This is a genomic window from Moorena sp. SIO3I8 (assembly GCF_010692325.1).
In the GTDB taxonomy this organism is placed as follows: Bacteria; Cyanobacteriota; Cyanobacteriia; order Cyanobacteriales; family Coleofasciculaceae; genus Moorena.
Map to the genome: position 1 here is coordinate 91,172 of NZ_JAAHHW010000018.1, position 23,392 is coordinate 114,563.

Here is a 23,392-nt window from a genome sequence, read left to right on the forward strand (position 1 = left end):
CCAAAAGAGATTAAGTGCTAACGGGTTCAGCTGGCTCAGTAACCGCTCCGTTCTCTTCGATCTCCATTTCCTCATACTTAGTAAAGCACTTACGCTTAGCACCTACAGCTAGGTCGAGCACAATGGGCACTTCTAATTTGATGGGAACTTGGAACACACAGGGTTTATGGTATTTGTAAGCCATGGGTTTTACCTCTTGCTGTAATTAATTTCAATCAACACATTTATATAATGTCAAATCTAACTCTGGCTTCACAGTACCCTTGAGGGTACCTTTTTTCCCTATAGACCTACTTAATCATTAATGGGAGCACATTCGACCTTGAGTAAATCGTCGCGAATCCATCCTTTGGCTCCACTTACTGGAAAACCTACTCTGTGCCAACCATAGCCAAAGCTGTCTATTTTGTAATCTGGCTCTGGAGGAGTTGCTGTCAGGACGTAGACATTATCACCCACTAAACCATAACCCAAGCTTCTATAATTAGTTCCTGCTCCAGAACGTAAGGTGATCCGAGAATTGGGGTTGTTAGCAGTTAGGGTGGCTAGACAGTGGGAACGCTCACTAGGAAAAGTATGCTGAGCAAAAGCCTCAGTTGTCGGGACGGTAATTGCAGCAGCTGTAGCTAGGAATAAGATTGCTTTTTTCATTTGTTTTCTCCAATCATCGACGTTTCTTATTTACTAGTAAAATAGAAATAACAGTTGGAGTGATTGGAGACAGTGTCAGTTTATTAGTAGTCCTAAAGCTGACACCAATAAAGCCTTATTTTTCCATAGTTAACACTGTTGCTAGTACAGACAGTTGAGAAACTGGTCTATGCTGGTCTTGTGGGCGGGGAATAGGGAATAGGGAATAGGGAGTAGGGAATAGGGAGTAGGGAATAGGGAGTAGGGAGTGTGGGGAGATGGGGAGATGGGGAGATGGGGAGATGAGCAACTGCAGTGGAAACCGCTAAAACCATGCTGCATCGCTACTTGATTAACTCTAGCATGCATGCCTCTTGCCAATGCCCTTGCGCGTAGCGCTATATCAGCAGGAGACTGGTAAAAAAAACCCCTGGCTTGATCAGCCTAGGGGGGTTTCAGGGATTAATTACTATGAGCTACTTCAAAGCCAGCCGTCAGAGATTCCTGTCAAATATTCCTAAAGGTACTAAGTGCCAACGGGTTCGGGTGACTCAGTAGTTTCGCTACCTTCGGCCTCTTCGAGCTCCATTTCCTCATATTTGTCAAAACACTTGCGCTTAGCAGCGACAGCGATGTCGAGAACAATGGGTACTTCTAATTTGATCGGAACTTGGAACACACAGGGTTTATGGTATTTGTAAGCCATGGGGTTTACCTCTTGGTGCAATTCATTTCAATCAACACATTTATAGAATGTCAGATCTAACTCTGGCTTCACAGTACCCTTGAGGGTACCTTTTTTTTGGGCGTTGCTTAATAATGGAATGATTTTAATAGTTTTGTGGAACGGGCATCTTGCCGTGGAACGGGCATCTTGCCGTGGAACGGGCATCTTGCCCGTTTCATTTTCGCGCGGGCAGGATGCCCACCCCACTCATATTCATTCCGCCCCTCAGCAATGCCAAAAATCGAGTAGCTCTCGCACTTTGCTAGACACGGTTGAATCCGTTTTGCTTTGGTCACGCAGCTTGGCTGGGGTAACTCCAATGGATCTGCTACACGATGCTCAGCAAAGAGCCGCTACGCGAACGCATAATTCCCCTGTCAACTGGAATGCGATGCTCAGCAAAGAGCCGCTACGCGAACGCATAATTCCCCTGTCAACTGGAATGCGATGCTCAGCAAAGAGCCGCTACGCGAACGCATAATTCCCCTGTCAACTGGAATGTGATCCCATGATTACCCTTTCCACAGTAAAGCGTACGCATGATTACCCTCTCAAAAGTAACGCGATGCTCTGAAATAGCGGCAATTGCAGCAGCTGTAGCTAATCAGAACATTGCTTTTTTCATTTCTTTTCTTCAATCATCAACGGTTCTGATTTAGTAGTAAAACCGAAATAACAGTTGCAGTAATTGGAGACAGTGCCAGTTGATCAGCAGTTCTAAAGCTGACGGAAATAAAACCTTATTTTTCCATAGTTAACACTTTGCTAGTACAGACAATTGAGAAATTGGTCTATGATCCTATTGTGAGTAAACTGTGCTGCTAATACTTTATAAGGGAGTATCAAGCCAGCGCCCAATCATAATTAGTGGGCAATAAGGGCGTGTTATAGATACTAGGTTCCCTAGAGTCTTAATGTAAAAATTAGAGGTAGCAAATTTAGGATGATGATCAAACTGGTACATATTCCTAGCCTTCTAGTTAGGATTCGCTTTGCAATTGCTCCCTTACTCCTTTTAGATGCCCTGGATCGTAACATCAGCTATTGGTTTATTATTGGTTATATCATTGCCGTACTGTCAGACATTTTTGATGGCATCATTGCTCGTCGATTAAAGGTTAGTACAGTCCAACTTCGTCAAGCAGATAGTTGGGCAGATATCTGTCTATACTTGTGCGTTGCCATTAGCACCTGCTTGGTATACCCCAAGGTTATCAAAGATTTCCAAATCCCTTTATTGTTAGCGATCGCTGCCCAAGTTACTTTGTTCACAATCAGTCTAATCAAGTTCAGAAAATTCCCTAGCTTCCATACCTACACTGCGAAAATATGGGGGTTAACGCTACTGGTGGCCACGGTGGGATTATTTGGTTTTGACTATGCTAAAACCCTGTGGTTCGCAATCGCCCTTTGTCTGCTCAATAGTTTAGAAGAGATTGGGATGACGTTGCTCTTGCCTGAGTGGCAATGTGATATTTTAAGCATCTTCCATGCATTCAACTTACGCCAAACCTTGATTGCAAAATTAAAAATTCAGGAGAAGATTGGCTGAAGAATAATATAGCAGTTCTCAGGACGAGTGAGGTAATTTAATCCTAGGTTTTAGGGAGCAGGAATCTTCGGAACAGTCGTCGTTCCCTGCTCCCTACTCCCTACTCCCTACTCCCTACTCCCTCAAAACCTAACCTAATTGAAAACCGCTCTACTACTACGGCAAATCAATCCTTCTGATCCAAAATGTGTGTAAGAGTATGGATTATTCTGATCTGGCCACAGTTGCTGGCCTTTCTCAACTCCAATTTCTTTAACTACCTCTAACTTACCTTCATCGATCGCTTCATTAACTGCCCTAAAGACGCTTTCCCATGCTCCGTAATCATCAAAAATGATCAATGCATTCTTAAATCGCTTTAAACAGTTATCAATATCTTGTTTGATATACTCGTATTTGTGACGTGCATCTATTAAAACCACATCAGCAGGAAAGGTTAACTCATTCCAATCAGAATTATACACATCAAATTTTTTGAATTTTACATTAAAATTCAAAAGATTGTTTAGTCTTGCTACTCTCAGGTACCTATCGTTAACATCTAAACCCAGATATTGAGTGAAGTGATCAGCTAGGTGCTTTGCGGTCAAGCCCTTGTAACATCCCACCTCTAATAAAGTAGATTTTTTTTTCGGGAAAAATTGTTTTACATGATCACGGAATTGTTGGCTAACTGTCCAACAATCTTTACTTTTATCTACAGGTAGGACTATATCCTGCCATGTATTCTGTATTTCATTGAATATCTCAAGCATAGGTTGTAATTAGTAACAGTAATAAATAGTAAAGGGAACAGGGAGTAGGGAGTAGGGAGTAGGGAGTAGGGAGTAGGGAGTAGGGAGTAGGGAATAGCGAACTTCGGATCAAATAGATATCCTATCAAATAAAATAACTGACACCACACACTTCCCACACGCCCTATTCCCCATTCCCTACCCCCAGGGCTGTCGCAGCACCTAAGTGCTTAAGCAAGGTGGCCATAGGAAGTGGCCCAAGCAGATGACTCCAAGGCAAGACTTGCTCTGTTGACCAGTCGGTATAGACGTAGAAGTCTAGTTCAGGTAACTGTCCTCGCAATTGTTTAAAGGCACGGCGGAAACTGCCTAGGGAATCCCCATAATGCCTGGTTAGTTCTAAGAGTTGGGATAAGCGACGATCTCCTCGGGAAATGAGTGCTTGAATTACTGACCAATTGTAGCTTTCTGGTCGAAAGTCTATGGCTTGCGATCGCAATTTTTTCTGCAACAACTTGAGGCGCTTCTGGGCTTGGGGATTGACACCAAACCACTGAAAGGGTGTATGAGCTTTGGGAACAAAGGTGGAGCAACCGAGGGTTAAGCCTAGACCGGGGGCTGCTTTCTTAATCTGTTCCATCATCGCTACAGTTTCTTCAACATCTGCTATTTCCTCTCCGGGAACTCCTACCATCCCGTAGAGTTTCAGACGTTTTAATCCCCCTGCTTTAGCATTGACTGCTGCCTGGATAATTTGGTCATTAGTGAGCTTCTTATTAATAATCTCGCGCAACCGTTGTGAGCCACTTTCCACTGCAATCGTAATGGAACGGGTGTTCCGTTTAGTTAGGGTTTGGGCTAGCTTTTCGGTAACTGTATTGGTTCGCACTGAAGCAATACTCAAGCGCACATGGTTGTATTGTGGCTGATTTAGGTAATCTAACAAAACATCAAACTCGGGATGCTGGGTGACGGATGCTCCCAGTAAGCCAATCCGGTCTGTTACCTTTAATCCCCTTTCTATAGCTGGAATCAACGAATCGATAGCGCTAGGAGTACGAAATGGTAACGTCAGGTAACTGGCCAGACAGAAACGACACATCTCTGGACAACTGCGCACCACTTCTACCATGTAGATGTTTTCCCAAGCGGCTTTTTCGGTGACCACTGTGGAAGCAGACAGGGTATTGCCCCGATAGGTCTGTTTAGATACCGTGGCAGGAATCTGATCAGACACTGGTTGAATGGATGCGATCGCACTCGTTAGGTCATGGTAGGTTACCTGATATAGACTGGGTATATAAACTCCAGGGACTTGGGCCAGATGCTGCAGTTGAGTATTACGTTCAGCAGTGCGAACCTCTTGATAAGCATCGATAAAATTATCTAGCAGGATTTCCCCATCTCCGAGCAAAATCACATCAAAGAAGTCAGCAAAGGGTTCTGGATTAGCCGTTAACACGGGACCGCCACCAAACACTAGGGGATGGCTAGAGTCTCGTTGTGCTGAGTATAGGGGTATCTCCAAAAATTCCAATCCCGCTAAGATATTGACATAATCCAATTCCCATGATATAGAATAACCTAGTAATTCTGGCTGTCTCGGTAATGGCTCATGGTAATCGGTAAAGAAGCGGCTGACCATTAGGTCAGGGCGCAAGGCTAAAGATGCCCACACTATCTGATAGCCAAGACTAGTAATACCGACGTTGTATTGATTAGGAAAGGCAAAGATAGTAGGAATGGCATTGGAGTCAGGAGTGGCTGGTGTAAACAGAAGACGCTCGGAGGAAAATACCACAGGGTTTAAAGTTGACGAATCATGTTGAACAATAGCAAAAAATAACGTTTATTTTATTATTTCTATTATGCTTTGGTTCATGAGTAAGCATATGCGCTACAGATGGTGCTACTTGAGGTGCCGTCAGCTGTCAGCAGTTAGCTTAATGCTTAAGGCAACGGAGTTGCCGAACTAGCCCGTTTCCTTCAAATTGCTATGGGTTCAGCCAGTGAACTTGAAGATCACCTGTTACTGGCAGAAGATCTTAACTTAACTATTAGCCAAAGACTATGAATCCCATCCCAGCAGAGGTAACTCAGCATTATCCGAATGCTTACCTGTTTTATTCAAAAGCTGATAGCTGAATGCTGATAGCTGAATGCTTACCTAGTACGTATAAATCCGGATTTTAGGCAAGCAGAAAGAAAAAAGTGACAGATTCACTAAATTTAAGATTTATAGCCCTAAAATAGACAACAAGTTATAAGACAACAAGTTATGGCTGCTTTTGTATTGCTAAGGAGTTGATGTGTCAATATTTTCCCCGAAGCCCCAAGATCGACATAGCCACCACCCTCCGAATCCCTCAAAGAAACTGACGGAGAAATCGGATTTGAATAGGAGTGCTGTGTCTAATAATGGCAAGCCCCCCTCATCAAAGCCAAGACGGCGGAAGCGGTCGAGGGTAGTTGCCCAAACTCTAAACGGAATCAAGCGTGTATCTACTACGGTTATCAAACCGCTAATCGGACCAAAAGCAATCTATCGTCGCTCCTGGTTTTGGATCGGACTAGGGGTGGGTGGCAGTGCGATCGCATTGGGTTGGGGTTGGCAAAAGCTAGAAAGCTCTCTGCCAGATTCTACTAAGGATGTCTTGACCTATGTTCGAGATGACACCATCACCATCAAAGCTGCCGATAGCACTATTATCCAGCAAATTGGGCCAGCTACCCATGAGACCCTCAAGATTTGGGAAATACCCGAAACCCTGATTGAAGCCTTCATTGCTATTGAAGACCAACGCTTTAAAGAGCATAAAGGGGTAGATTCCCAGGGTATTCTCCGTGCTACTGTGGCTAACCTGAAAGCTGGGGGAGTAGTAGAAGGAGGTAGCACGATTACCCAGCAACTCGCTAGAATTGTCTACTTTGATCACGAACGCAGCATCGTACGGAAACTCAAAGAAATGCGCATGGCGCAGAAAATTGAGCAGGATTTGACCAAAGATCAAATCCTGGAGCGCTATTTAAACTTAGTCTATTTGGGTTCCGGTGCTTACGGCATTGCTGATGCGGCTTGGGTCTATTTTAGTAAACCCGTAAAAGACCTGACCTTGGGAGAAATAGCAACACTGGCGGGATTACCTCCAGCTCCTAGTGTTTACTCGCCATTGTTTGAGGGCAAAATCAATAGCTCTAGGCAAAAAGCAGCCAAAGAGCGTCGTGATGTAGTATTGCAGCGGATGTTGGAAAATGGCTACATCTCCCAGGCTGAAGCCGACAAAGCCATGGCCGAGCCCCTGAGTATTAAGCCAAGCCAACCGAAGCGACTGGAGCGTAAAGCATTCTATTTCACTGAATACATCCAACAAGAATTGCCCAAATACGTTTCCAAAGAAGTACTGGCTCAGAAAGGGCTGACTATTGAAACTACAATTAATTTAGAGTGGCAAGATGCTGCTGAAACTGCTGTCCAAAAGACCATGAAAACCTATGGTCGGTACCAACGGTTTGGACAAGCTGCACTAGTTGCCGTCGATCCCCGCAATGGTCAGATCAAAGCCATGGTCGGGGGTAAGGATTTTAATGACCTAGATAGCAATAATTACCTCAATCGGGTCACCCAAGCTCAGCGTCAGCCCGGTTCTACATTCAAAACATTCGTGTATGCCGCAGCAGTAGCAACAGGGATGTCTCCCTATAAAGGCTATATGGATGCGGGATATATAGTAGATGGTTACGAACCTAAGAACTACAGTGAGAGATTCCGGGGTTCGATCTCAGTGCGGGATGCCCTGATTTCTTCGGTGAATGTGGTAGCCGTAAAAACCCTAGTGGATGTGGGCTGGGAGCCGATCATTAAACTAGCTCAAAAAATGGGGATTAAATCCAAACTCCATCCCACCTACTCCCTAGCCTTAGGAGCATCTGAGGTAAACCTGTTAGAACTCACCAATTCCTATGGGACCTTAGCCGCCCAAGGCATTCACCACGATGCTCATGGGATTCGCCGCATTATTGACCAGCACGGTAACGTGATTTATGACCACAAACTCGAGGGTGAGCGAGCTATTGATGCAGAAACAGCAGCCATTGTGACCTGGATGCTCAGGGGTGTGGTTACCGGGGGTACCGGAACAGCGGCTCAAATTGGACGACCAGCAGTTGGAAAAACCGGTACTACGGATGATGCCCGTGACCTCTGGTTTGTGGGCTATATTCCCCAATTAGTAGCTGGGGTTTGGTTAGGTAATGATGATAATAAGCCTACCAAGGGTTCTAGTGCAACTGCTGCTGCCACCTGGCGTCAGTTCATGTTGGAGGTAATCGAAGACTTAGACCGTGAGTCCTTTACTGAGCGCCCCAGGAAGTTATCAGGTCGGGAAGCTACCATTGAAGCTCAGCCGATTAAACCCAAACGAGTTATTAACAAAAAATTTGTTCCCACTACCGTTACCGCTTCCACAACTCGGTCAAGGAGAAGAACGAGTTCAAGAAGAGCTAGTTCAACCAGAAGAGCCAGTTCTACACGGCGGCGTAGTAGTCGGGTCAGGGTGTCTAGGAAGAACTCTCAACCCAAACGGTATTACCGTCGCAAAGCTACAACTAAACGGTCTTATCCCCGTAAAAGTACCACCAGACGCTATACGCCTAGAAACACTGCCCCGAGACGGTCAGCACCAGCCAAGCGCAGGTATGCACCAGCACGAGCAAGGCGCAGACCAGCACCAGCACCCAGAGTTGCTCCCAAGCCGGTGGCTCGTCCTAAGCCTCAACGCAAGCCAGCAGGAGGTCCGTTAGCTCCCCCAGCAGCTAGAAAGTAGGTATCGAAGCCATCATGCTGGATGGTACGATAACCGAAATACGAGAAAATCTAAACTGGCTATGTATGTATTGATGGAAGCAGGCAGTTTTCCCTTGTGGTTTACCCTAGTGTATGTTGTGGGTTTTGTGGCAGCAGTTGTGATTGGCTCGATTGCTTGGTACAACTCTAAACGTCCTGCTGGTTGGGAAGGGTCAGACACTCCTAATTGGGTACCAAAGATCGATGATCCAGAGGATAATTCTAAGGGAGACCAATCCTAACAGAAGTTAGTTTGGTTGGGAAAACCGGAAGATTTGACTGAAAAAGAACCGTGGCTTCAACACCGTAAGTCACGGTTCTTTTTTAGCCCTATTAGGGGAATCAGGCCACTGGTCAGAATTTGTTGGTATCTTAGAGATGTCTTACCAAATGACCATCATGACCGGAGCTGCTGAAACTAAGAAGAAAGGCAAGTCACTCCCCCCAACACTGATCATCAGGTTGGGAAAATTTGTCTGGACAACTCTCTGGCAAATGATGATGTCGAAGCTGGCTCCACGGAATAATTCTGGAGAGTACATTCGCCCTGCCAGCGAGTTTAGGAATTTTATCGGGACAGAACCAGAGAATCCTTACCAACCCGAAGCAGGACGCTACTGTCTTTATGTAGGACTAGGTTGTCCTTGGGCGCACCGCACTCTCGTCGTCAGGGCACTCAAGGGACTCCAAGACGCAATACCGGTATTCATTGCGTCTCCTTCCTCAAATCAGGGGATTTGGGTATTTAATGAGCAGCAAGAAGGCTGCGATACCCTTCCTGAACTTTACGAGCTGGCAAAAACAGGCTACAACGGTCGTTGCACAGTTCCAGTGGTGTGGGATAAACAGAGCAAAACCATTGTCAACAATGAGAGTGCAGAAATTATCGTAATGCTGAACTCACAGTTCAATGAGTTCGCTACTAATCCTACCCTAGACCTTTATCCAGAGGAACTGAAGGAAACCATTGATGGGTGGAATGAGACCATCTACCACACGGTGAATAATGGAGTCTATCGCTGCGGTTTTGCCCAGACCCAAGAGGCTTATGAGAAAGCTTGCGATCAGCTATTCACAACCTTGGATAAGATTGATCGAGCCCTGGAGACCAGTAGATACCTGTGTGGGGATAGGGTAACTCTGGCAGATGTGCGTCTATTTACCACTCTGTTCCGTTTTGATGTGGTCTATTATGGATTGTTCAAGTGCAACCGTTTCAGAATTCAGGACTACGATAACTTAGGCCCCTACCTGCGTGACTTGTATCAGCTTCCTGGAGTTGCTGATACTTGTAGCTTGGAGGATGTCAAGCGGGATTACTACGGCAATCTGTTCCCCCTCAATCCAGGTGGAATTATTCCCAGTGGCCCTGATCTGACTAGCCTCCTTAAACCTCATGGTAGGGAATCGGGAGTCGGGAGTCGGGAGTCGGGAGTAGGGAGTAGGGAGTAGGGAGTAGGGAGTAGGGAGTAGGGAACAGGGAATAGGGAATAGGGAAACAATTTTGTTTATCTGATTACTATGAAGAAAGCTATCAGCTATCAGCTATCAGCTATCAGCGTATTCTTACACTATGATAACCGCTATAGTTGCAATTACTGTAAGGGTTAACAGCTGAGTGCGATGGCCTTTGGCCACGCTACGCGAACGCATCCAATGCAATTAATACTATAGGGCACCTAAATGCATTGTCAGAATTTAGCTACCCTGTTCCCTGTTCCCTATTCCCTACTCCCTACTCCCTACTCCCTACTCCCTATTCCCTATTCCCTGTTCCCTATTCCCTTTTAATACTTAAAAGGATATAATTTTTTTACCGATTGGCGAGATAGAACAACAATCGTTAAAACTCCAACAAGTGTGCCAAATGGTCTGAACCAGCAGAGTAGGCAAGCTATCATAAACGAAAACCAATAATTCTTGCTTTTTCTGAGCATATATCCAGAGATAATGATAGCAAAAGCAAAGATTTCTCCAAGGATGAAAAGTATGGCACCAGAAATGACCAGCAAATATCCAGGCAAGTCCGATGAGACATTTCGTGATAACTTAAACCACTCTGATAACTCTCCTGATAAGTCTGGAGGAATTGAGTCAGTTGCACCAATCATGAACAGACCAAAAGGGATATACAACATTAGTATAAACAGGGAGTAAAATCCGACAAATCCCCCAAACATGTAGTGAGTCAATGATAATATATTTAACTGCTTTTTAGGATTTCTCATAACTATAAATTAGTCGAATTCCCAAACTTCCCAAACTTCCCAAACTGTCCCAACTTAGCACACCTCCCACACTTCCCTTCAAGACTCTCTAGGGCAGCAAAAGCCTGAGTGTGAATGGCGGCATCTCCATTGAATGCCACAAATTTTCCTAGTTTAACTCCCTGCGTCATCACCGAAAACTCAAGAACTGTTTTACCTTCACCATCTTTCCTAGCTCCACGCTCCGGCTCAGGAGATTTTTCTAGTGCGATGCTCCTTTGGAGCCGCTACGCGATTGACCTTGACCAAAAGGCCACGCTTGGCCTCTGGCCACGCTGCTTGAGGTGCGAATGGTCACGCTACGCGATGAAGCGAAGCTTCCGCTAAAAGCGATCGCATGTTGTAGTACGGATTTAGTAGGGTGGGCATTGCTTGAAACCAACCCCCGAACCTGCCGGCGTCAGCTATCAGCTATCAGGCACTATAACTGCATGGGGTCGGATTAGTGCGATCCCAAATGCCTACGCTGATCTTGATAATATAGCCGAATGGCACTGATGGGGTTCCCGACTTGAGCGACTACATCAATAACAGTATCAGAATACTACTTTGGCAAGGGGTCTACTATTAGTGATCGCACTGGAATCTGAATTGTTCTATGATTGTAAGTAAACTACAAAAAAATAACAATGGCAGCCAAAGATAAATTTCATGCTGCGGTTAGAATCGCCCTAGAAAAAGAGCAGTGGAAGATTACTGATGATCCGTTGCGACTGGAAGTAGGCGGAACCAAGTTTGAAATTGATTTAGGTGCGGAGCAACTGTTAGCAGCAGAGCGAGGCCAAGAAAAAATTGCAGTAGAGATTAAAACCTTCTTGAGTGATTCGCCACTAACAGCTTACCATGCTGCATTAGGACAGTTTTTGAATTATCGGCTTGCCTTAGAAATCAATGATCCAACTCGTATTCTATATTTAGCCGTGCCTGTGATTGCTTATGAAGCTTTTTTCAAGCGCGAATTTACCCAATTTTTATTAGAAATATATCAGATTAAACAAATAATTTATGACCCGATTCAAGAGGTAATTGTACAATGGATAACCTAGAGTATTATCGCCAGATCATTCAGTCGTTGTTGACGGATTATGCTGCCATTCCCATCGCCAATGGAGTGATTGATTGCTACACGGTTTTTGATACCAAACAAGACCACTACATGGTAATGACTGTGGGATGGGATGGCTATCGGCGGGTCTATGGTTGTGTTTTACACTTGGATATTAAGAAGGGAAAGATTTGGATTGAACAAAATATGACGGAAATGAGAATAGCCCAAAAACTTGTGGAGAGAGGGGTAGCGAAGGACGATATTGTGCTGGGGTTTCAAGCACCAGAATTTCGGCAATATACGGACTATGGTGTTGGTTAATTTATAAGCAGTCAGCGGTCAGCAGTCAGCGGTCAGCATGGTAGGGTGGGCAAATATTGAAAGTTTGGCAATTTAATGAGGAATCATCGACCTTTGCCCACCTGACAAGAGCCAATGCGATACGCGCACGCTACGCGAACAGCTATCAGTGGGGTAGGGTGGGCAAATATTGAAAATTTGGCAATTATATTAGGAATCATCGACCTTTGCCCACCCTACAAAAGCTAAATGAATTGTGATAATATTGTTCCCTGTTCCCTAATCCCTGTTCCCTGTTCCCTACTCCCTGTTCCCTGTTCCCTACTCCCTGTTCCCTGTTCCCTTTTCCCTATTATTGACTATTTATATCCTGAACTTATCAACCTCTAAACTATGCTTTCACAAAACCTGAGAATTGTTACTCTGCTCCCCAGTGCCACAGAAATTGTGGCCGCTTTAGGATTAGCTGATGCCATTGTGGGGCGATCCCACGAATGCGACTATCCCGCAACCATCAAAAATCGACCTGTCTGCACCGAGGCTCAAATCAACAGCGACAAACCTAGTGCTGAGATTGATGATGATATAAACAATCTGGTAAAACGTGCCTTGAGTGTTTACCAAGTAAAAACTGATGTTTTAGAACAATTGCAACCAACCCACATTGTTACTCAAGATCAATGTGATGTCTGTGCTGTGAACTTCGATGTGGTCGAGAAAGCAGTTGCCAAGCTTACTAATAGCCAGCCTCAGATAATTTCCTTGCAGCCAAACTTGCTAACTGAAGTTTGGGCAGATATTGAGCGAGTTGCTGTCATCCTGGGAGTAGAGTCACAATCTCTACTGAACCAATTACAGTCTCGCGTGGAAACCTGTAGGCAAAAGACACAGGAAATGTCGGAAAATGACCGCCCTACTGTTGCTTGCATTGAGTGGACTGATCCTCTGATGGCTGCTGGTAACTGGATTCCTGAATTAGTGACAATTGCAGGTGGTAATCCTCTGTTTGGGGCTTTAGGTAAACATTCGCCTTATCTGGAATGGGATGCTTTAGTAAAAGCTAATCCAGACGTAATTATTGTAATGCCTTGCGGCTTTGATTTGGAACGCACAAAACAAGAAACCCAACAGATGGCTCACCATTTGCAGTGGTCAAGTTTGCAAGCCGTACGCCAGGGTAAGGTTTTTGTTACTGATGGTAATGCGTATTTCAATCGTCCAGGACCAAGACTAGTCGATTCAGTAGAAATGATAGCAGAAATTTTGCATCCAGACCTGTTCACTTTTGGTTATCAAGGCACTGCTTGGGAAAGGTTTGAGGTAGGAAATGCTTAAGAAACTTATCCTGGAAAATTGGAAAAGCTTCCGTTATGCAGAACTCCCGATTGATCCCCTGACTGTGTTGATCGGGACGAATGCTAGTGGAAAATCTAATCTAATTGATGCTTTGGAATTTTTCAAACGAATAGTGTTTGGAAAGGAGATTCGATCGGCTTTGGCAGGGGATGCTGCGTTTCCTGGGATTCGAGGTGGAGTAGAGTGGGCGTCACTCAAGCCAGAATCTCACTTTACCTTGAAAGTTGTGGTTGAGGGAGAGGATGATGAAACCGATTACCTTTATAGTATTACAGTAGAAACCAAACCAAGTGTTCAGTTAGCTAATGAATCTCTAATTCGCCAGGTCTATTCACCAGATAGTAATCAAATCCTTACTCAAACTAGTTTGTTCCAAATATCTTATCCTAGAACTCAAGATAAAGATATTCATATTAAATTGGTAGATCAAGAACAAATTTTGTTGATAAATTTCTTGAAAGGTTCTAATTCTATTTTGAGTAGACTTAGGGGAATAAACTATAATGCCGATATGAAAAATATAATTATAAACGTTTGTAGAATTATAGAAAATATTTTTATTTTTAATCCTATGCCTGCCAGAATGCGGAACTATTCACCCCTTTCTGATCGCATTGAGAGTGATGGCTCTAATATTGCTGGTGTGCTAGCCGCATTACCTAAAGAGCAAAAAGACGAGTTTGACTCAACGGTATCTGCTTACTTGAAATATCTGCCAGAACGAGATATACAGGAAGTTTGGGCGGAACCAGTAGGAAAGTTTGGTACAGATGCTATGCTCTACTGTAAGGAAGAATGGAAACCTGGTCAAACTACAGAAATTGATGCCCGAGGAATGTCGGATGGAACCCTGCATTTTTTAGCAATTATTACCGCACTGATCACACGACCAGAAGGGAGTCAATTAGTAATTGAAGATGTAGACACTGGATTGCATCCCTCTAGGTTACATCTGCTGATAAACATGCTCAAAGAAATTGGAGAAAAGAGAAAAATAGACATATTAGTCACTACTCACAATCCGGCTTTGCTAGATGCTTTAGGACCAGAAATGATTCCCTTCGTAGTTGTGGCACACCGGGATTCAAAAACTGGAGAAAGCACACTCACCCTTCTAGAAACTATTGATAATTTACCTAAATTGATGGCATCTGGTTCCTTGGGTAACCTAGTGACTAAAGGAGCTATTGAAAGGAATATTTCTGATCCTAAGCCACTATAGACATGAGTAAGGTTCTGATTATCGATACATCGATTCTCTGCGTTTACTTGGAAGTTCCTGGAAAAGAGACTTGTGGGTCTGGTAATAATAAATGGAATAAGCAGCGAGTTGTTGAGCTTTTGGAAACAGAAGAAAAAGCATCGACAACATTTGTACTACCCTTGGCTGCTATTATTGAAACTGGTAATCATATTGCTCAAGCTAGAATAAAAAGGTATGAAACTGCCCAAGCTTTAGCTGAGATTATGGAGAAAGCAGCAGATGAAAAAACACCTTGGGCAGCTTTCACTGATCAGTCAGTGCTTTGGGACGCTCAAGGACTGAAAAAGTTAGCAGTCGAATGGTCTCAACTCGCAGCACAAAAAGTTTCAATAGGTGATGCTACCATCAAAACTGTAGCAGAATTCTACGCAAAAACTGGTTGCCAGGTGGAGATTCTTACTGGTGATCATGGACTTAAGGCATACCAACCCACTACACCAGCCCCAATTCCCAGACGCAGGAGAAGTAGATGAGCTGAGGGCGTGACAAGTGCTTACGCATTTTGTAGGGTGAGCATTGCCTGTTTCCCACTCCCCTACCTGCCCGAATTCACCAAAGCAATGCCCACCAACCTTTGAGAATGCGATCGCGGCATTAGTATTTTATCCTCACACTATAGGTTATTTTCACTTCCTCCTAATCTTAATGGGTAGTGCTATATCTCCTCTTATCTCCTCTTGATATTTTCCCCCCGCGCCCCCGCCCCACACTCCCTGTTTAACCCTAAATGTAAAAAACCTACCCCTACTCCCTACTCCCTACTCCCTACTCCCTACTCCCTACTCCCTACTCCCTACTCCCTACTCCCTGTTCCCTTTGGAAAATTAACAATTAACAAACTGTCATCAGCAGATCCTGATGCATCCTTGCCCGGTCTACCAATGACTGAATTTGGTCTTTAGTCAATGGTTCACCATTAGCATAGTGTTCTAGCCAGGTTTTACTAATCACATTTGGGTCATCTGGTAAACTAGCAACATCCCATCCAGGTAAATCCAGTTGCTCCATCAAGTAGTTAACTTTAGGGTCATAACTGAGGGCAAAACATCGACATTCTTCCGCTGCTGCCATAATCAAACTGTGGTAGCGCATCCCAATCGCCATTTCCACCCCGCGAAATAATCCTTTTAATTCTCTAGGGTCTTCTATACAAAAGATCTGATGGGGACCGGTTAACTGAGACGCAATAGATTGAGCAATGGTCAAATCTCGGGAAGCTTGGAAAGGGACTAATAAAATACAGGTTTGTGTCGCTTTCTGAAAATCCACTAAGGCATGGGTCAGATTATTCAGGCGTTTGGGAGTTAGGGTAGAATGCGATCGCAAAGTAACTGCTACTCTTGGTGCTGGTAAATCCCACAATCCTGGTACAGGTTTGGAGTCTAATGCCCAAACTGGATCGGGAGCCATAATAAACGGAATTTCCCAATCCGCTAGGAGTGTCGCTGAGCCATAATCCCTGACACTGACTGCTGTACATCCGGTGAAGGACCGCTGGGCTAGCCAACCAATCAGCCGACGCTTAATTGGACCAACCCCCTGGGCCCAAGCAATGGTTTTCAGACCCATCCTTTGAGCTAATCCCATTAAACCACAGTAGTAGAGAGGACTAGCGGCACTAGTCACATCTTGGATTAAACTACCACCCCCCCAGATGAATAGTTCCGAAAAGCGCATGGCCTTGAGCACTGGTAGGGTAGACATGCGATCGCAACTTTCTACTCCATAGCGCTGACGAGTTTGACTAGGGTTACCGGAAAGGACTATCGGCTTCACTGACTTTGGGAGCATTTGCAGCAGTGACGCTAACAAGGCTTCATCGCCACCGTTGCCCTTGCCGTAATATCCACATAAAACTGCTTTGACTTGCTTCATGCCTTCAACTCGTCCTGCCTACGACTCCCTATATTCCCATCCGTGAGTGTAAAAAAAATGCCAATTAAAGTAGGGTGGGCAAAGTAATATTATCTAGAATACTCACGCATAACCAAACTATTTTTGCCCACCCTACAAGCTATAGTGCCATCCGTTAGATCCGTTAACCCATCAATTGCCCCTGATTGGAGCTTATTGCATCCGATCAATAGTACGATATTGAATGGCTTCAGCAACATGTTGGGTTTTAAGGTCATCATCACCACTCAGGTCGGCAATGGTACGGGCAACTTTGAGAATACGGTCGGTGCCTCTAGCAGAAAGACCAAGTTTGCGAATAGCCCCTTCTAATACATTACGGGAAGTATCATCTAATTTACAGAATCGACGTAGATGATGGCTTTGCATCTGAGCATTGCAATGAAGAGTGGGTTCAGTGTGGAAGCGGTGATGAGTGCGATCGCGTGCGACTTGGACTCGTTCTCGCACCGGTGCTGATTCTTCTCCTGTAGACTCTCTAGTGATTTCTTCAGGTTTAAGCCGATTCACAGCTACTTGTAAATCAATGCGATCCATTAATGGTCCTGATAGCTTCGACCAATATTGTTCCCGTTGGCGAGGGGAACAGGTGCAAGGTTGGATCGGGTCACCAAAGTATCCACAGGGACAGGGATTGGTACTAGCCACTAAGGTAAACTGAGCAGGAAACTGTACCGATTGGCGGGTGCGGGAAATAGTGACTTGTCCGTCTTCCAAAGGTTGGCGTAGGAACTCTAAGACATTGCGCTTGAATTCTGTCAACTCGTCTAAAAATAGAACTCCCCGGTGGGCTAAGGAAATTTCTCCCGGTTTCGGAAAACTACCACCACCCACAAGAGATGGGCCAGAGGCGGAATGATGGGGACTGCGAAAAGGGCGATCGCAGATCAGTTTGCCGCGATTTTTCAATAAGCCAGCAACAGAATAAATTTGAGTGACTTCCAAAGCTTCAGCAAAACTCAACGGTGGCAAAATTCCCGGTAATCGTCGCGCCAACATCGTTTTACCACTGCCAGGAGGACCGACAAAGATTAAATTATGTCCCCCAGCCGCAGCAATTTCTAACGCTCGACGCCCATGAGCCTGACCTTTAACATCCTTCAAATCCGGTGCAGTGGACTGGGTTACTTGCAACTGCCCCACGCTATCAATCTCTACCGGTGAATAGCGGTTTGGCTGGTTAAGGAAATCAGCAACATCTGATAGGTGCTCAAATCCATACACAGTGATGCCATTCACCACTGCAGCTTCTGTAGCATTGTCAGCAGGAACCACTAACCCAGTAATTCCCATTTGCTTTGCTGCCGCAGCAATTGGAAGTACACCAGCCACAGGTCGCAAACTGCCATCAAGGGACACTTCTCCGAGAAATAGGTGGTCTCCCAATAACTGAGGATTTAACTGTTCCGATGCCGCTAAAATACCAACACTGATCGGTAAATCAAAACTAGGACCTTCTTTCCGTAAGTCAGCCGGGGTCAGGTTAATCACAATCTTGCGTATCGGAAAGGCAAAACCAGCATTTTTCAGTGCTGCTTTCACCCGTTCTCGCGACTCTTGGACAGCGGTATCCGGTAAACCAACGACTACAATTCCCGGTAAGCCACCGGACACATCTACTTCAACCCCTACTTTTACAGCATCAATGCCGATAATTGAACCACTCCAAACCCTAGCCAGCATAGTGTTAGCCTGATACGTGTTTTGGGACAAGGAAAAAATAAGAGGACTTACGCGGTTAAGTGTCTTTCGCCCCCCTAGCCCCCCAATTCTGGGGGGTAATGATGTCAAAGTCCCCCAGAATTGGGGTATTTAGGGGGCAAATGCGTAAGTCCTGAATAAAATAAGGGGAGAGTGGGAAAACTCCCCATCTCCCTATTACCAGTCTCACTTTTTCCTTCGTTTCTCTTTTTAGAAACCTTCACTTAAAGGCAAGTATAGTGCTTATCGCCTGGAGAGTTTAACCGGAAAATTACATAAATACTGATATCCTGTTCATAACAGGGATGTAACCTAGGATTTTCGGGGAATCGGGAATCGGGAATCGGGAATCGGGAATCGGGAATCGGGAATCGGTAATCAGTAATCAGTAATCTTACGACCATTACCCATTAGCAATTACCTATTACCAAAAATCCAGGGACTACTTGGGAAGACATTAATCCAACAGCCCCTTCTACCGTCAAGTAGGAATTGATCTGATTCGTCGTATCTTGCGCCAGGAAAGGAACGCTGGGCGGCTCGAATGCCTTGGGCGAAGGCCAGATGCCCGTTGGCGGAAGAAATAGGTACTGTACCTATTAAATAGGTACTGACAAGCTAGTTAGTACCTATTTAAGGGGAATTTCCGTTGGAGAAGCTGTGTGCTCAGGCTTGTGTTCGCACCTTCAAAGCCCCGTGGCAACCACAACCGTTGCTCATCTGAACGAAATACCAGCTTTTTTTACCGGCGTTGCTAAATCACGGTATGATTTCACTAACTGGCGATGTTCCAAAAGAACCGTTTCCCGAACGCTTTTTGAAAAATCCATCACATCAATCACAGTTTAATTCTAAAGGCCGGTTTCCGCCTATTGAGAAAACTTCGTTTGGGGAGTTGGGAGTTGGTTGGGAAGGAGTTCCAGGGGAATTATGGGCGATCGCGTAGCGTGCGCCGGTGCGCAATCGCGTAGAGGATTAGATTCACTCAACCTCCCGCCATCGGGAGGTTGTAGGCATAGTCTCACACTCGTGGGCTCAAGGGTTGCTTTCATGTCCAAGTTTGTCGCCTTCTCACTTTATCTGATTTCTGGAGGAAGCGATTGCCAATCATCTTGTTCGATGCGAGCCACTAACTCAAACCACCCTTTCCCATCCGGTCGAAATACTACTGCTTCTCCCTGAGCGACCTTTAAACCAGTTAGAGCCTTAATGTTTGTACTGTGGGCAGATAAAACCGTATTCGTCCCTACCCTGGGGACTGTCTGTAGCATCTCATGAAGATTTTTCCAAAGCCCTACTGGATCATAACTGGGTGTGTCTGGAATAGCGTTTAGGCTTTTGACAACTTCGATCTCCGCCACATCCTCATTGAAAGCATACCAAAGTGTTTCGATGCAGCGACAAGCCGGACTTGCCAGGACTCTACCTACAGGGATGTTGAGCTGTTTAAAATGCTCTCCAACATTCTGCATATCGACCAAACCATCAGCACTTAAGGGTCGTCCAGGATCTAAACACTCTTGAAACTGGTCAGGCAATTGGTCAACCGCATCTGGTCGCACATTTCTGACAGCATTTCCGTGTCTAAAATAAATGACATGACCCCCTTTTTGCAAAGTACTCAATAGTTCTGCGGCAGTAGAGTCACCCTCAATCGTCAGTGCTTTTGCTTCTGGGGACGAGCTTTGCAATCCCACAAGAGCAAGGCTTAAGGCGACAACAGCAGAACTAATGAAACTAAACCCTTTGATGCTGTTCCTTTTTTTCATGATTAATTAATTAGTACAGGTTAGTACAGAGCAAACACATCTAAATTTTATTGACATCCGTCATTGGTAATTACTCATTGGTAATTACTCATTGGTCATTAAGTTGTTGTTGTTTTGACTTCATGGTGTTGCTGATTATGGCTATGATTGTGCTCCCCTAGCCCCTTAATTTTGATACCGCTGGCGAAACATTTATTAACAAGCTGAAAGCCCTAACCAACCGGGACTTTAGCAAAATCAAATGATCGCGCATTCACACTTCAATTCAGCAACACCTGCCACAGATTGTGATTGACTTAGCGCAACTTTTGGCGTTGCTGAATAGAGCAATGAATAGGAGTAGAGTGGGCATCCTGCCCGCCCGAAGATTGTATAGCACTACGCATTAAGCTTAGGACATTCCTAAACTCAGCAAACTTAGTCATAGCTTACTTCTGACTTCTGACTTCTAACTTCTGACTTGCGCGTAGCGCTATAACGGGCAAGATGCCCATTCCACGGCAAGATGCCTATTCCACAGGTGCGACCCGTGGCGAATTTAATAATTAGATGCGGAAAGCGCACCTAAAAACTCTTAAAATCATTCCATTATTAAGCAACGCCCAACTTTTTACACCTAGACCTGGGTGCGCTATTGCCGCACCCAGCACAGGATGTTGGGTTTAGTTATTTGGATAAGATTCAGCAGGTTTTTGGGAATCTTCATCTGTGAGAGTTTTGTAAGGCATGCCGTCAAATTTCTCACTTTTACTGACTCGATAGTAGGCGCTCACAAAGGTCAATACAAAGATGATCCAGATACCAACACCCCAAATTACATACTTATGTAGTTCCTGGATCGATACTGTTTTTTTTGTGAGCTTAACTGTTGTTGTTGATTGTTGCATAGTACCTCTGTTGTCAGATCTGTAATCTTGTCACATATGTGCCGTGTGTAACTATTCAGCTATCAGCTATCAGCTTAAGCGCTACGCCCACGCTACTTGAGGTGCTATCAGCCTATGCACTACGCCCACGCTAGGCGAACAGCTTTCAGTATTCAGCTATCAGCTTAAGCGCTACGCCCACGCTACTTGAGGTGCTATCAGCTAATGCGCTACGCCCACGCTACACCGAACAGCTTTCAGTATTCAGCTATCAGCTAATACGCTACGCCCACGCTACACCGAACAGCTTTCAGTATTCAGTATTGAGCTTTCAGCCATTCGCGTAGCGTGGCCTTTTGGCCTTGGCCAAGACTCACGCTACACGAATGGCTGACCACTGACCGCTGACCGCTGACCGCTGACCGCTGACCGCTGACCGCTGACCACTGACCACTGACCACTGACCACTGACCGCTGACCACTGACCGCTGACCGCTAAGGGCTGAATCCTTACTGCGGTGTTAGATATGTCAGTGCTACTTAGGCATGAGCGGTAAATAGGGAAAAATTGGATGCCAGTTCATAATTGTGGCAGCGGCGATGAACGTAAATAGCCAAAAGATCAGGGTCTTTGCCTGGACTTGGCGATTCTGCCAAAGTTGAGCCAAGATAAACCAACTGAGAAGCCATCCTACTAGCATTACCGTTTCTTTGCCAGAGTAGCTGCCGATCTCGCCATAAATTGGATCTGGATTCCGACTGCCTGGAATCCAACCCCCTAGATCCCAAACAATTTTGTTCCAAACTTTGTAAATGGATGTTAGGTGTTGGTTAACCATTAACAGGAAACAACTAAATGCAGCGCTAAGCAATGCCGCTGCTGCTGGTCCAGAGAGCGTTGGGGGAGATTTAGAGCCAGAGGCTAAACCCTTTGGAAATTGTTTAAGCTGTGTCCAAAATTGGCTGTATAGAGGTTGAGTAGAAAGGTCTTGAGAGGAGTGTTGAGACATTTTTCTTGAGCAATATTCTACAGAGAAAGAATTTTAAAAACAAAAAACAGCTATAGACCATGGGTTTTAGCGACATTGAGTCCGCTAATAAAACCACCCAGGGCGAAAAACATCATCGCCATCAAGGCAATACTGGTAGCTGCTAGTACAGGACGGTTTTTCTTCTCTAAAATTGAGTCGCCATATTTCCAGAGAACCCAGGTGCAGGCAACTCCCAGCGGCAGAGTAAACAGGACTGTAAATTCGTGATACTCCATGAATAGGTAATGAACCAGCGGAGTATTTTCTCTGATCCAGGCGCGCGCACCCCCCAGAGGAGCACGGTAGCGCATATAGGCCCAATTACCAGAAACGATTGCCAAAAAAGCTAAGCAAGATGACCAAAAGGTCAATGTGCGGACTTGGGGCAAGATCTTAGCAGACCCTCTTAACAAAGGAAAAGCCAGATGTCCTGCATAGGCAATAACCAGCACTGCTAACATCGCAGCAGACCCATGGATAGCTCCCATTGTCCGTTGCCAGGGGCTAGGGCTTAACAAACTAACAACAGGTAAAAACAGGAATAGACCAGCAGATAGAATGCCAATGCCGTAGACGCACACAGTTGCAATGTCAATCGATCTGGGAAAAGTTGAGGTATGTGTTGAGGTATTTGATTCAATGGATGGTTGCACCATGATTAAACAAGCAATCTAGAGCTTGATCAGTAGCAGGGTAAGCGTAAGAATGAATACTGACAGGTATTACCCTTAACAATATTGATAATAAAGTGCAATAGTCCTGAAAAGTGCTAAAAATAAAAGCTTAATATTTTCATAATATTTGCCCTAGATCACATTTGGGCTCAATTTTTCTTGCCCTTAGCCTGGTTATCAGTAGGCGACCTTTATGATAGCAATTTACATACCTATTGCTATTTATTAGTTAATAAAACTGAGATGATGACAGATATTGGGAAATATCAGACAGCAATATGTATTAGATTGTCAAACTTACCCCTCTTACCCCTCTTACTCCTTTTACCCCTCTTACCACTTTTACACGTTTTACACGCTTATCCTCCCTTCGTCTCTCCCTCTTGCCTATAAGTTTTTTTTATGATAACAATTATTATAACAAATGGAATATAACCACAGGGTAAACGCATCTAATTTTCTGAATCATATATATAGTGTTTTTTTAATAAAAAAAACACTATATGTGTAAAATGCCTGGTCAATAAGCACAAGAGCATGATCAGCTTATTCAAACACCTGAATATCCGGGGGATACATGCAGGGTAAGCGCAAGAAAAATTGAGCCAAAATGTGATGTAGGGCAAGGATTAAGACAATATTAAGCCTTGATGCTCAACACTATTGATTTTTATTATCAATATTTTTTATAAAAATCCTGCCTTATTGATTCTTGC

At 44.7% G+C, this 23,392-nt stretch carries 30 protein-coding genes and 1 pseudogene; 14 read left to right on the top strand and 17 right to left on the bottom strand.

Annotated elements, in window-relative coordinates; all coding sequences use genetic code 11:
- Nucleotides 1-10: 10 nt before the first annotated feature.
- The 4 genes from F6K51_RS09890 to F6K51_RS09905 form a co-directional block, all read right to left on the bottom strand.
- Complete coding sequence (locus tag F6K51_RS09890; RefSeq protein WP_293019946.1) at nucleotides 11-184, bottom strand: hypothetical protein; 174 nt, start codon at nucleotides 182-184, stop codon at nucleotides 11-13.
- 110 nt (nucleotides 185-294) lie between these two features.
- Nucleotides 295-651: an SH3 domain-containing protein gene (locus F6K51_RS09895; protein ID WP_293019947.1), complete on the bottom strand. Its 357-nt coding sequence runs from the start codon at nucleotides 649-651 to the stop codon at nucleotides 295-297.
- A 141-nt stretch (nucleotides 652-792) separates the two neighbouring features.
- Nucleotides 793-999, bottom strand: a complete 207-nt coding sequence (locus F6K51_RS09900) for a hypothetical protein (RefSeq protein WP_293019949.1) — start codon at nucleotides 997-999, stop codon at nucleotides 793-795.
- 157 nt (nucleotides 1,000-1,156) lie between these two features.
- Nucleotides 1,157-1,336 carry a hypothetical protein gene (locus F6K51_RS09905; protein WP_293019951.1) on the bottom strand — a complete coding sequence of 60 codons (180 nt, stop codon included), beginning with the start codon at nucleotides 1,334-1,336 and terminating at the stop codon, nucleotides 1,157-1,159.
- A 118-nt stretch (nucleotides 1,337-1,454) separates the two neighbouring features.
- Here F6K51_RS09905 and F6K51_RS09910 point away from each other — a divergent pair, with 118 nt between their 5' ends.
- Together F6K51_RS09910 and F6K51_RS09915 are read left to right on the top strand one after the other, a co-directional pair.
- Nucleotides 1,455-1,838, top strand: coding sequence for a hypothetical protein (locus tag F6K51_RS09910; RefSeq protein ID WP_293019953.1), 384 nt, complete (start codon nucleotides 1,455-1,457; stop codon nucleotides 1,836-1,838).
- A gap of 462 nt (nucleotides 1,839-2,300) precedes the next feature.
- Nucleotides 2,301-2,909 carry a CDP-alcohol phosphatidyltransferase family protein gene (locus tag F6K51_RS09915; RefSeq protein WP_293019955.1) on the top strand — a complete coding sequence of 203 codons (609 nt, stop codon included), beginning with the start codon at nucleotides 2,301-2,303 and terminating at the stop codon, nucleotides 2,907-2,909.
- Between the two features lie 134 nt (nucleotides 2,910-3,043).
- Here F6K51_RS09915 and F6K51_RS09920 read toward each other — a convergent pair whose 3' ends face one another.
- Nucleotides 3,044-3,664, bottom strand: coding sequence for a class I SAM-dependent methyltransferase (locus tag F6K51_RS09920; RefSeq protein WP_075904896.1), 621 nt, complete (start codon nucleotides 3,662-3,664; stop codon nucleotides 3,044-3,046).
- A 163-nt stretch (nucleotides 3,665-3,827) separates the two neighbouring features.
- Entirely contained in the window at nucleotides 3,828-5,444 is a 1,617-nt protein-coding gene (locus F6K51_RS09925) for a radical SAM protein (RefSeq protein WP_293019957.1), read from the bottom strand.
- Nucleotides 5,445-5,618: 174 nt separating this feature from the next.
- On the opposite strand from F6K51_RS09925, the pseudogene F6K51_RS38395 reads away from it, so the two are divergent.
- The 4 genes and pseudogenes from F6K51_RS38395 to F6K51_RS09940 form a co-directional block, all read left to right on the top strand.
- Nucleotides 5,619-5,717: pseudogene (locus tag F6K51_RS38395) on the top strand (four helix bundle protein); the annotation flags it as partial.
- A 319-nt stretch (nucleotides 5,718-6,036) separates the two neighbouring features.
- Complete coding sequence (locus F6K51_RS09930) at nucleotides 6,037-8,466, top strand: penicillin-binding protein 1A (protein ID WP_293019958.1); 2,430 nt, start codon at nucleotides 6,037-6,039, stop codon at nucleotides 8,464-8,466.
- 61 nt (nucleotides 8,467-8,527) lie between these two features.
- Nucleotides 8,528-8,728 carry a hypothetical protein gene (locus F6K51_RS09935; protein ID WP_293019959.1) on the top strand — a complete coding sequence of 67 codons (201 nt, stop codon included), beginning with the start codon at nucleotides 8,528-8,530 and terminating at the stop codon, nucleotides 8,726-8,728.
- Between the two features lie 136 nt (nucleotides 8,729-8,864).
- Nucleotides 8,865-9,938 carry a glutathione S-transferase family protein gene (locus F6K51_RS09940; RefSeq protein ID WP_293019960.1) on the top strand — a complete coding sequence of 358 codons (1,074 nt, stop codon included), beginning with the start codon at nucleotides 8,865-8,867 and terminating at the stop codon, nucleotides 9,936-9,938.
- 335 nt (nucleotides 9,939-10,273) lie between these two features.
- Here F6K51_RS09940 and F6K51_RS09945 read toward each other — a convergent pair whose 3' ends face one another.
- Entirely contained in the window at nucleotides 10,274-10,714 is a 441-nt protein-coding gene (locus F6K51_RS09945) for a hypothetical protein (RefSeq protein ID WP_293019962.1), read from the bottom strand.
- A gap of 114 nt (nucleotides 10,715-10,828) precedes the next feature.
- On the opposite strand from F6K51_RS09945, the gene F6K51_RS09950 reads away from it, so the two are divergent.
- The 8 genes from F6K51_RS09950 (at nucleotide 10,829) to F6K51_RS09985 (ending at nucleotide 15,623) form a co-directional block, all read left to right on the top strand.
- On the top strand, nucleotides 10,829-11,080 hold the full coding sequence (locus F6K51_RS09950) for a hypothetical protein (RefSeq protein WP_293019964.1): 252 nt from the start codon (nucleotides 10,829-10,831) through the stop codon (nucleotides 11,078-11,080).
- Between the two features lie 302 nt (nucleotides 11,081-11,382).
- Nucleotides 11,383-11,799, top strand: coding sequence for a XisH family protein (locus F6K51_RS09955; protein WP_293019966.1), 417 nt, complete (start codon nucleotides 11,383-11,385; stop codon nucleotides 11,797-11,799).
- Nucleotides 11,787-12,122: a XisI protein gene (locus F6K51_RS09960; RefSeq protein WP_293019968.1), complete on the top strand. Its 336-nt coding sequence runs from the start codon at nucleotides 11,787-11,789 to the stop codon at nucleotides 12,120-12,122. The genes F6K51_RS09955 and F6K51_RS09960 overlap by 13 nt, the downstream gene beginning before the upstream one ends.
- A gap of 228 nt (nucleotides 12,123-12,350) precedes the next feature.
- Nucleotides 12,351-12,491, top strand: a complete 141-nt coding sequence (locus F6K51_RS09965) for a hypothetical protein (protein ID WP_293019970.1) — start codon at nucleotides 12,351-12,353, stop codon at nucleotides 12,489-12,491.
- Nucleotides 12,492-12,494: 3 nt separating this feature from the next.
- On the top strand, nucleotides 12,495-13,436 hold the full coding sequence (locus F6K51_RS09970; RefSeq protein WP_293019971.1) for a cobalamin-binding protein: 942 nt from the start codon (nucleotides 12,495-12,497) through the stop codon (nucleotides 13,434-13,436).
- Nucleotides 13,429-14,679: an ATP-binding protein gene (locus F6K51_RS09975; RefSeq protein WP_293019973.1), complete on the top strand. Its 1,251-nt coding sequence runs from the start codon at nucleotides 13,429-13,431 to the stop codon at nucleotides 14,677-14,679. Before F6K51_RS09970 ends, F6K51_RS09975 begins: the two co-directional genes overlap by 8 nt.
- 2 nt (nucleotides 14,680-14,681) lie before the next feature.
- A complete protein-coding gene (locus F6K51_RS09980; protein WP_293019974.1) occupies nucleotides 14,682-15,194 on the top strand; it encodes a hypothetical protein in 513 nt (170 codons plus the stop codon).
- Between the two features lie 204 nt (nucleotides 15,195-15,398).
- Entirely contained in the window at nucleotides 15,399-15,623 is a 225-nt protein-coding gene (locus F6K51_RS09985; RefSeq protein WP_293019976.1) for a hypothetical protein, read from the top strand.
- Here the strand turns inward: F6K51_RS09985 and csaB are convergent.
- The 10 genes from csaB to F6K51_RS10035 all read right to left on the bottom strand — a co-directional run bounded on the left by csaB (nucleotide 15,553) and on the right by F6K51_RS10035 (nucleotide 22,658).
- Nucleotides 15,553-16,596 carry a polysaccharide pyruvyl transferase CsaB gene (csaB, locus tag F6K51_RS09990; RefSeq protein WP_293019978.1) on the bottom strand — a complete coding sequence of 348 codons (1,044 nt, stop codon included), beginning with the start codon at nucleotides 16,594-16,596 and terminating at the stop codon, nucleotides 15,553-15,555. The genes F6K51_RS09985 and csaB overlap by 71 nt on opposite strands.
- Nucleotides 16,597-16,788: 192 nt before the next feature.
- Nucleotides 16,789-18,318 (bottom strand): YifB family Mg chelatase-like AAA ATPase, encoded by a 1,530-nt coding sequence (locus tag F6K51_RS09995; RefSeq protein WP_293019979.1) that lies wholly within the window; start codon nucleotides 18,316-18,318, stop codon nucleotides 16,789-16,791.
- Nucleotides 18,319-18,560: 242 nt separating this feature from the next.
- The gene (locus tag F6K51_RS10000; protein WP_293019980.1) at nucleotides 18,561-18,740 is read right to left on the bottom strand and encodes a hypothetical protein; all 180 of its coding nucleotides are present in this window, start codon (nucleotides 18,738-18,740) and stop codon (nucleotides 18,561-18,563) included.
- A gap of 465 nt (nucleotides 18,741-19,205) precedes the next feature.
- Nucleotides 19,206-19,361, bottom strand: a complete 156-nt coding sequence (locus F6K51_RS10005; protein WP_293019982.1) for a hypothetical protein — start codon at nucleotides 19,359-19,361, stop codon at nucleotides 19,206-19,208.
- Between the two features lie 51 nt (nucleotides 19,362-19,412).
- Nucleotides 19,413-20,105, bottom strand: coding sequence for a hypothetical protein (locus tag F6K51_RS10010; RefSeq protein WP_293019984.1), 693 nt, complete (start codon nucleotides 20,103-20,105; stop codon nucleotides 19,413-19,415).
- 417 nt (nucleotides 20,106-20,522) lie between these two features.
- Entirely contained in the window at nucleotides 20,523-20,669 is a 147-nt protein-coding gene (locus F6K51_RS10015; RefSeq protein ID WP_293019986.1) for a hypothetical protein, read from the bottom strand.
- Between the two features lie 98 nt (nucleotides 20,670-20,767).
- Complete coding sequence (locus F6K51_RS10020; RefSeq protein WP_293019988.1) at nucleotides 20,768-20,992, bottom strand: hypothetical protein; 225 nt, start codon at nucleotides 20,990-20,992, stop codon at nucleotides 20,768-20,770.
- A gap of 296 nt (nucleotides 20,993-21,288) precedes the next feature.
- The gene (locus F6K51_RS10025; RefSeq protein ID WP_293019990.1) at nucleotides 21,289-21,453 is read right to left on the bottom strand and encodes a hypothetical protein; all 165 of its coding nucleotides are present in this window, start codon (nucleotides 21,451-21,453) and stop codon (nucleotides 21,289-21,291) included.
- Nucleotides 21,454-21,507: 54 nt separating this feature from the next.
- Nucleotides 21,508-21,981 (bottom strand): hypothetical protein, encoded by a 474-nt coding sequence (locus F6K51_RS10030; protein ID WP_293019991.1) that lies wholly within the window; start codon nucleotides 21,979-21,981, stop codon nucleotides 21,508-21,510.
- Nucleotides 21,982-22,031: 50 nt separating this feature from the next.
- A complete protein-coding gene (locus F6K51_RS10035; RefSeq protein ID WP_293019992.1) occupies nucleotides 22,032-22,658 on the bottom strand; it encodes a hypothetical protein in 627 nt (208 codons plus the stop codon).
- Between the last annotated feature and the right edge of the window lie 734 nt (nucleotides 22,659-23,392).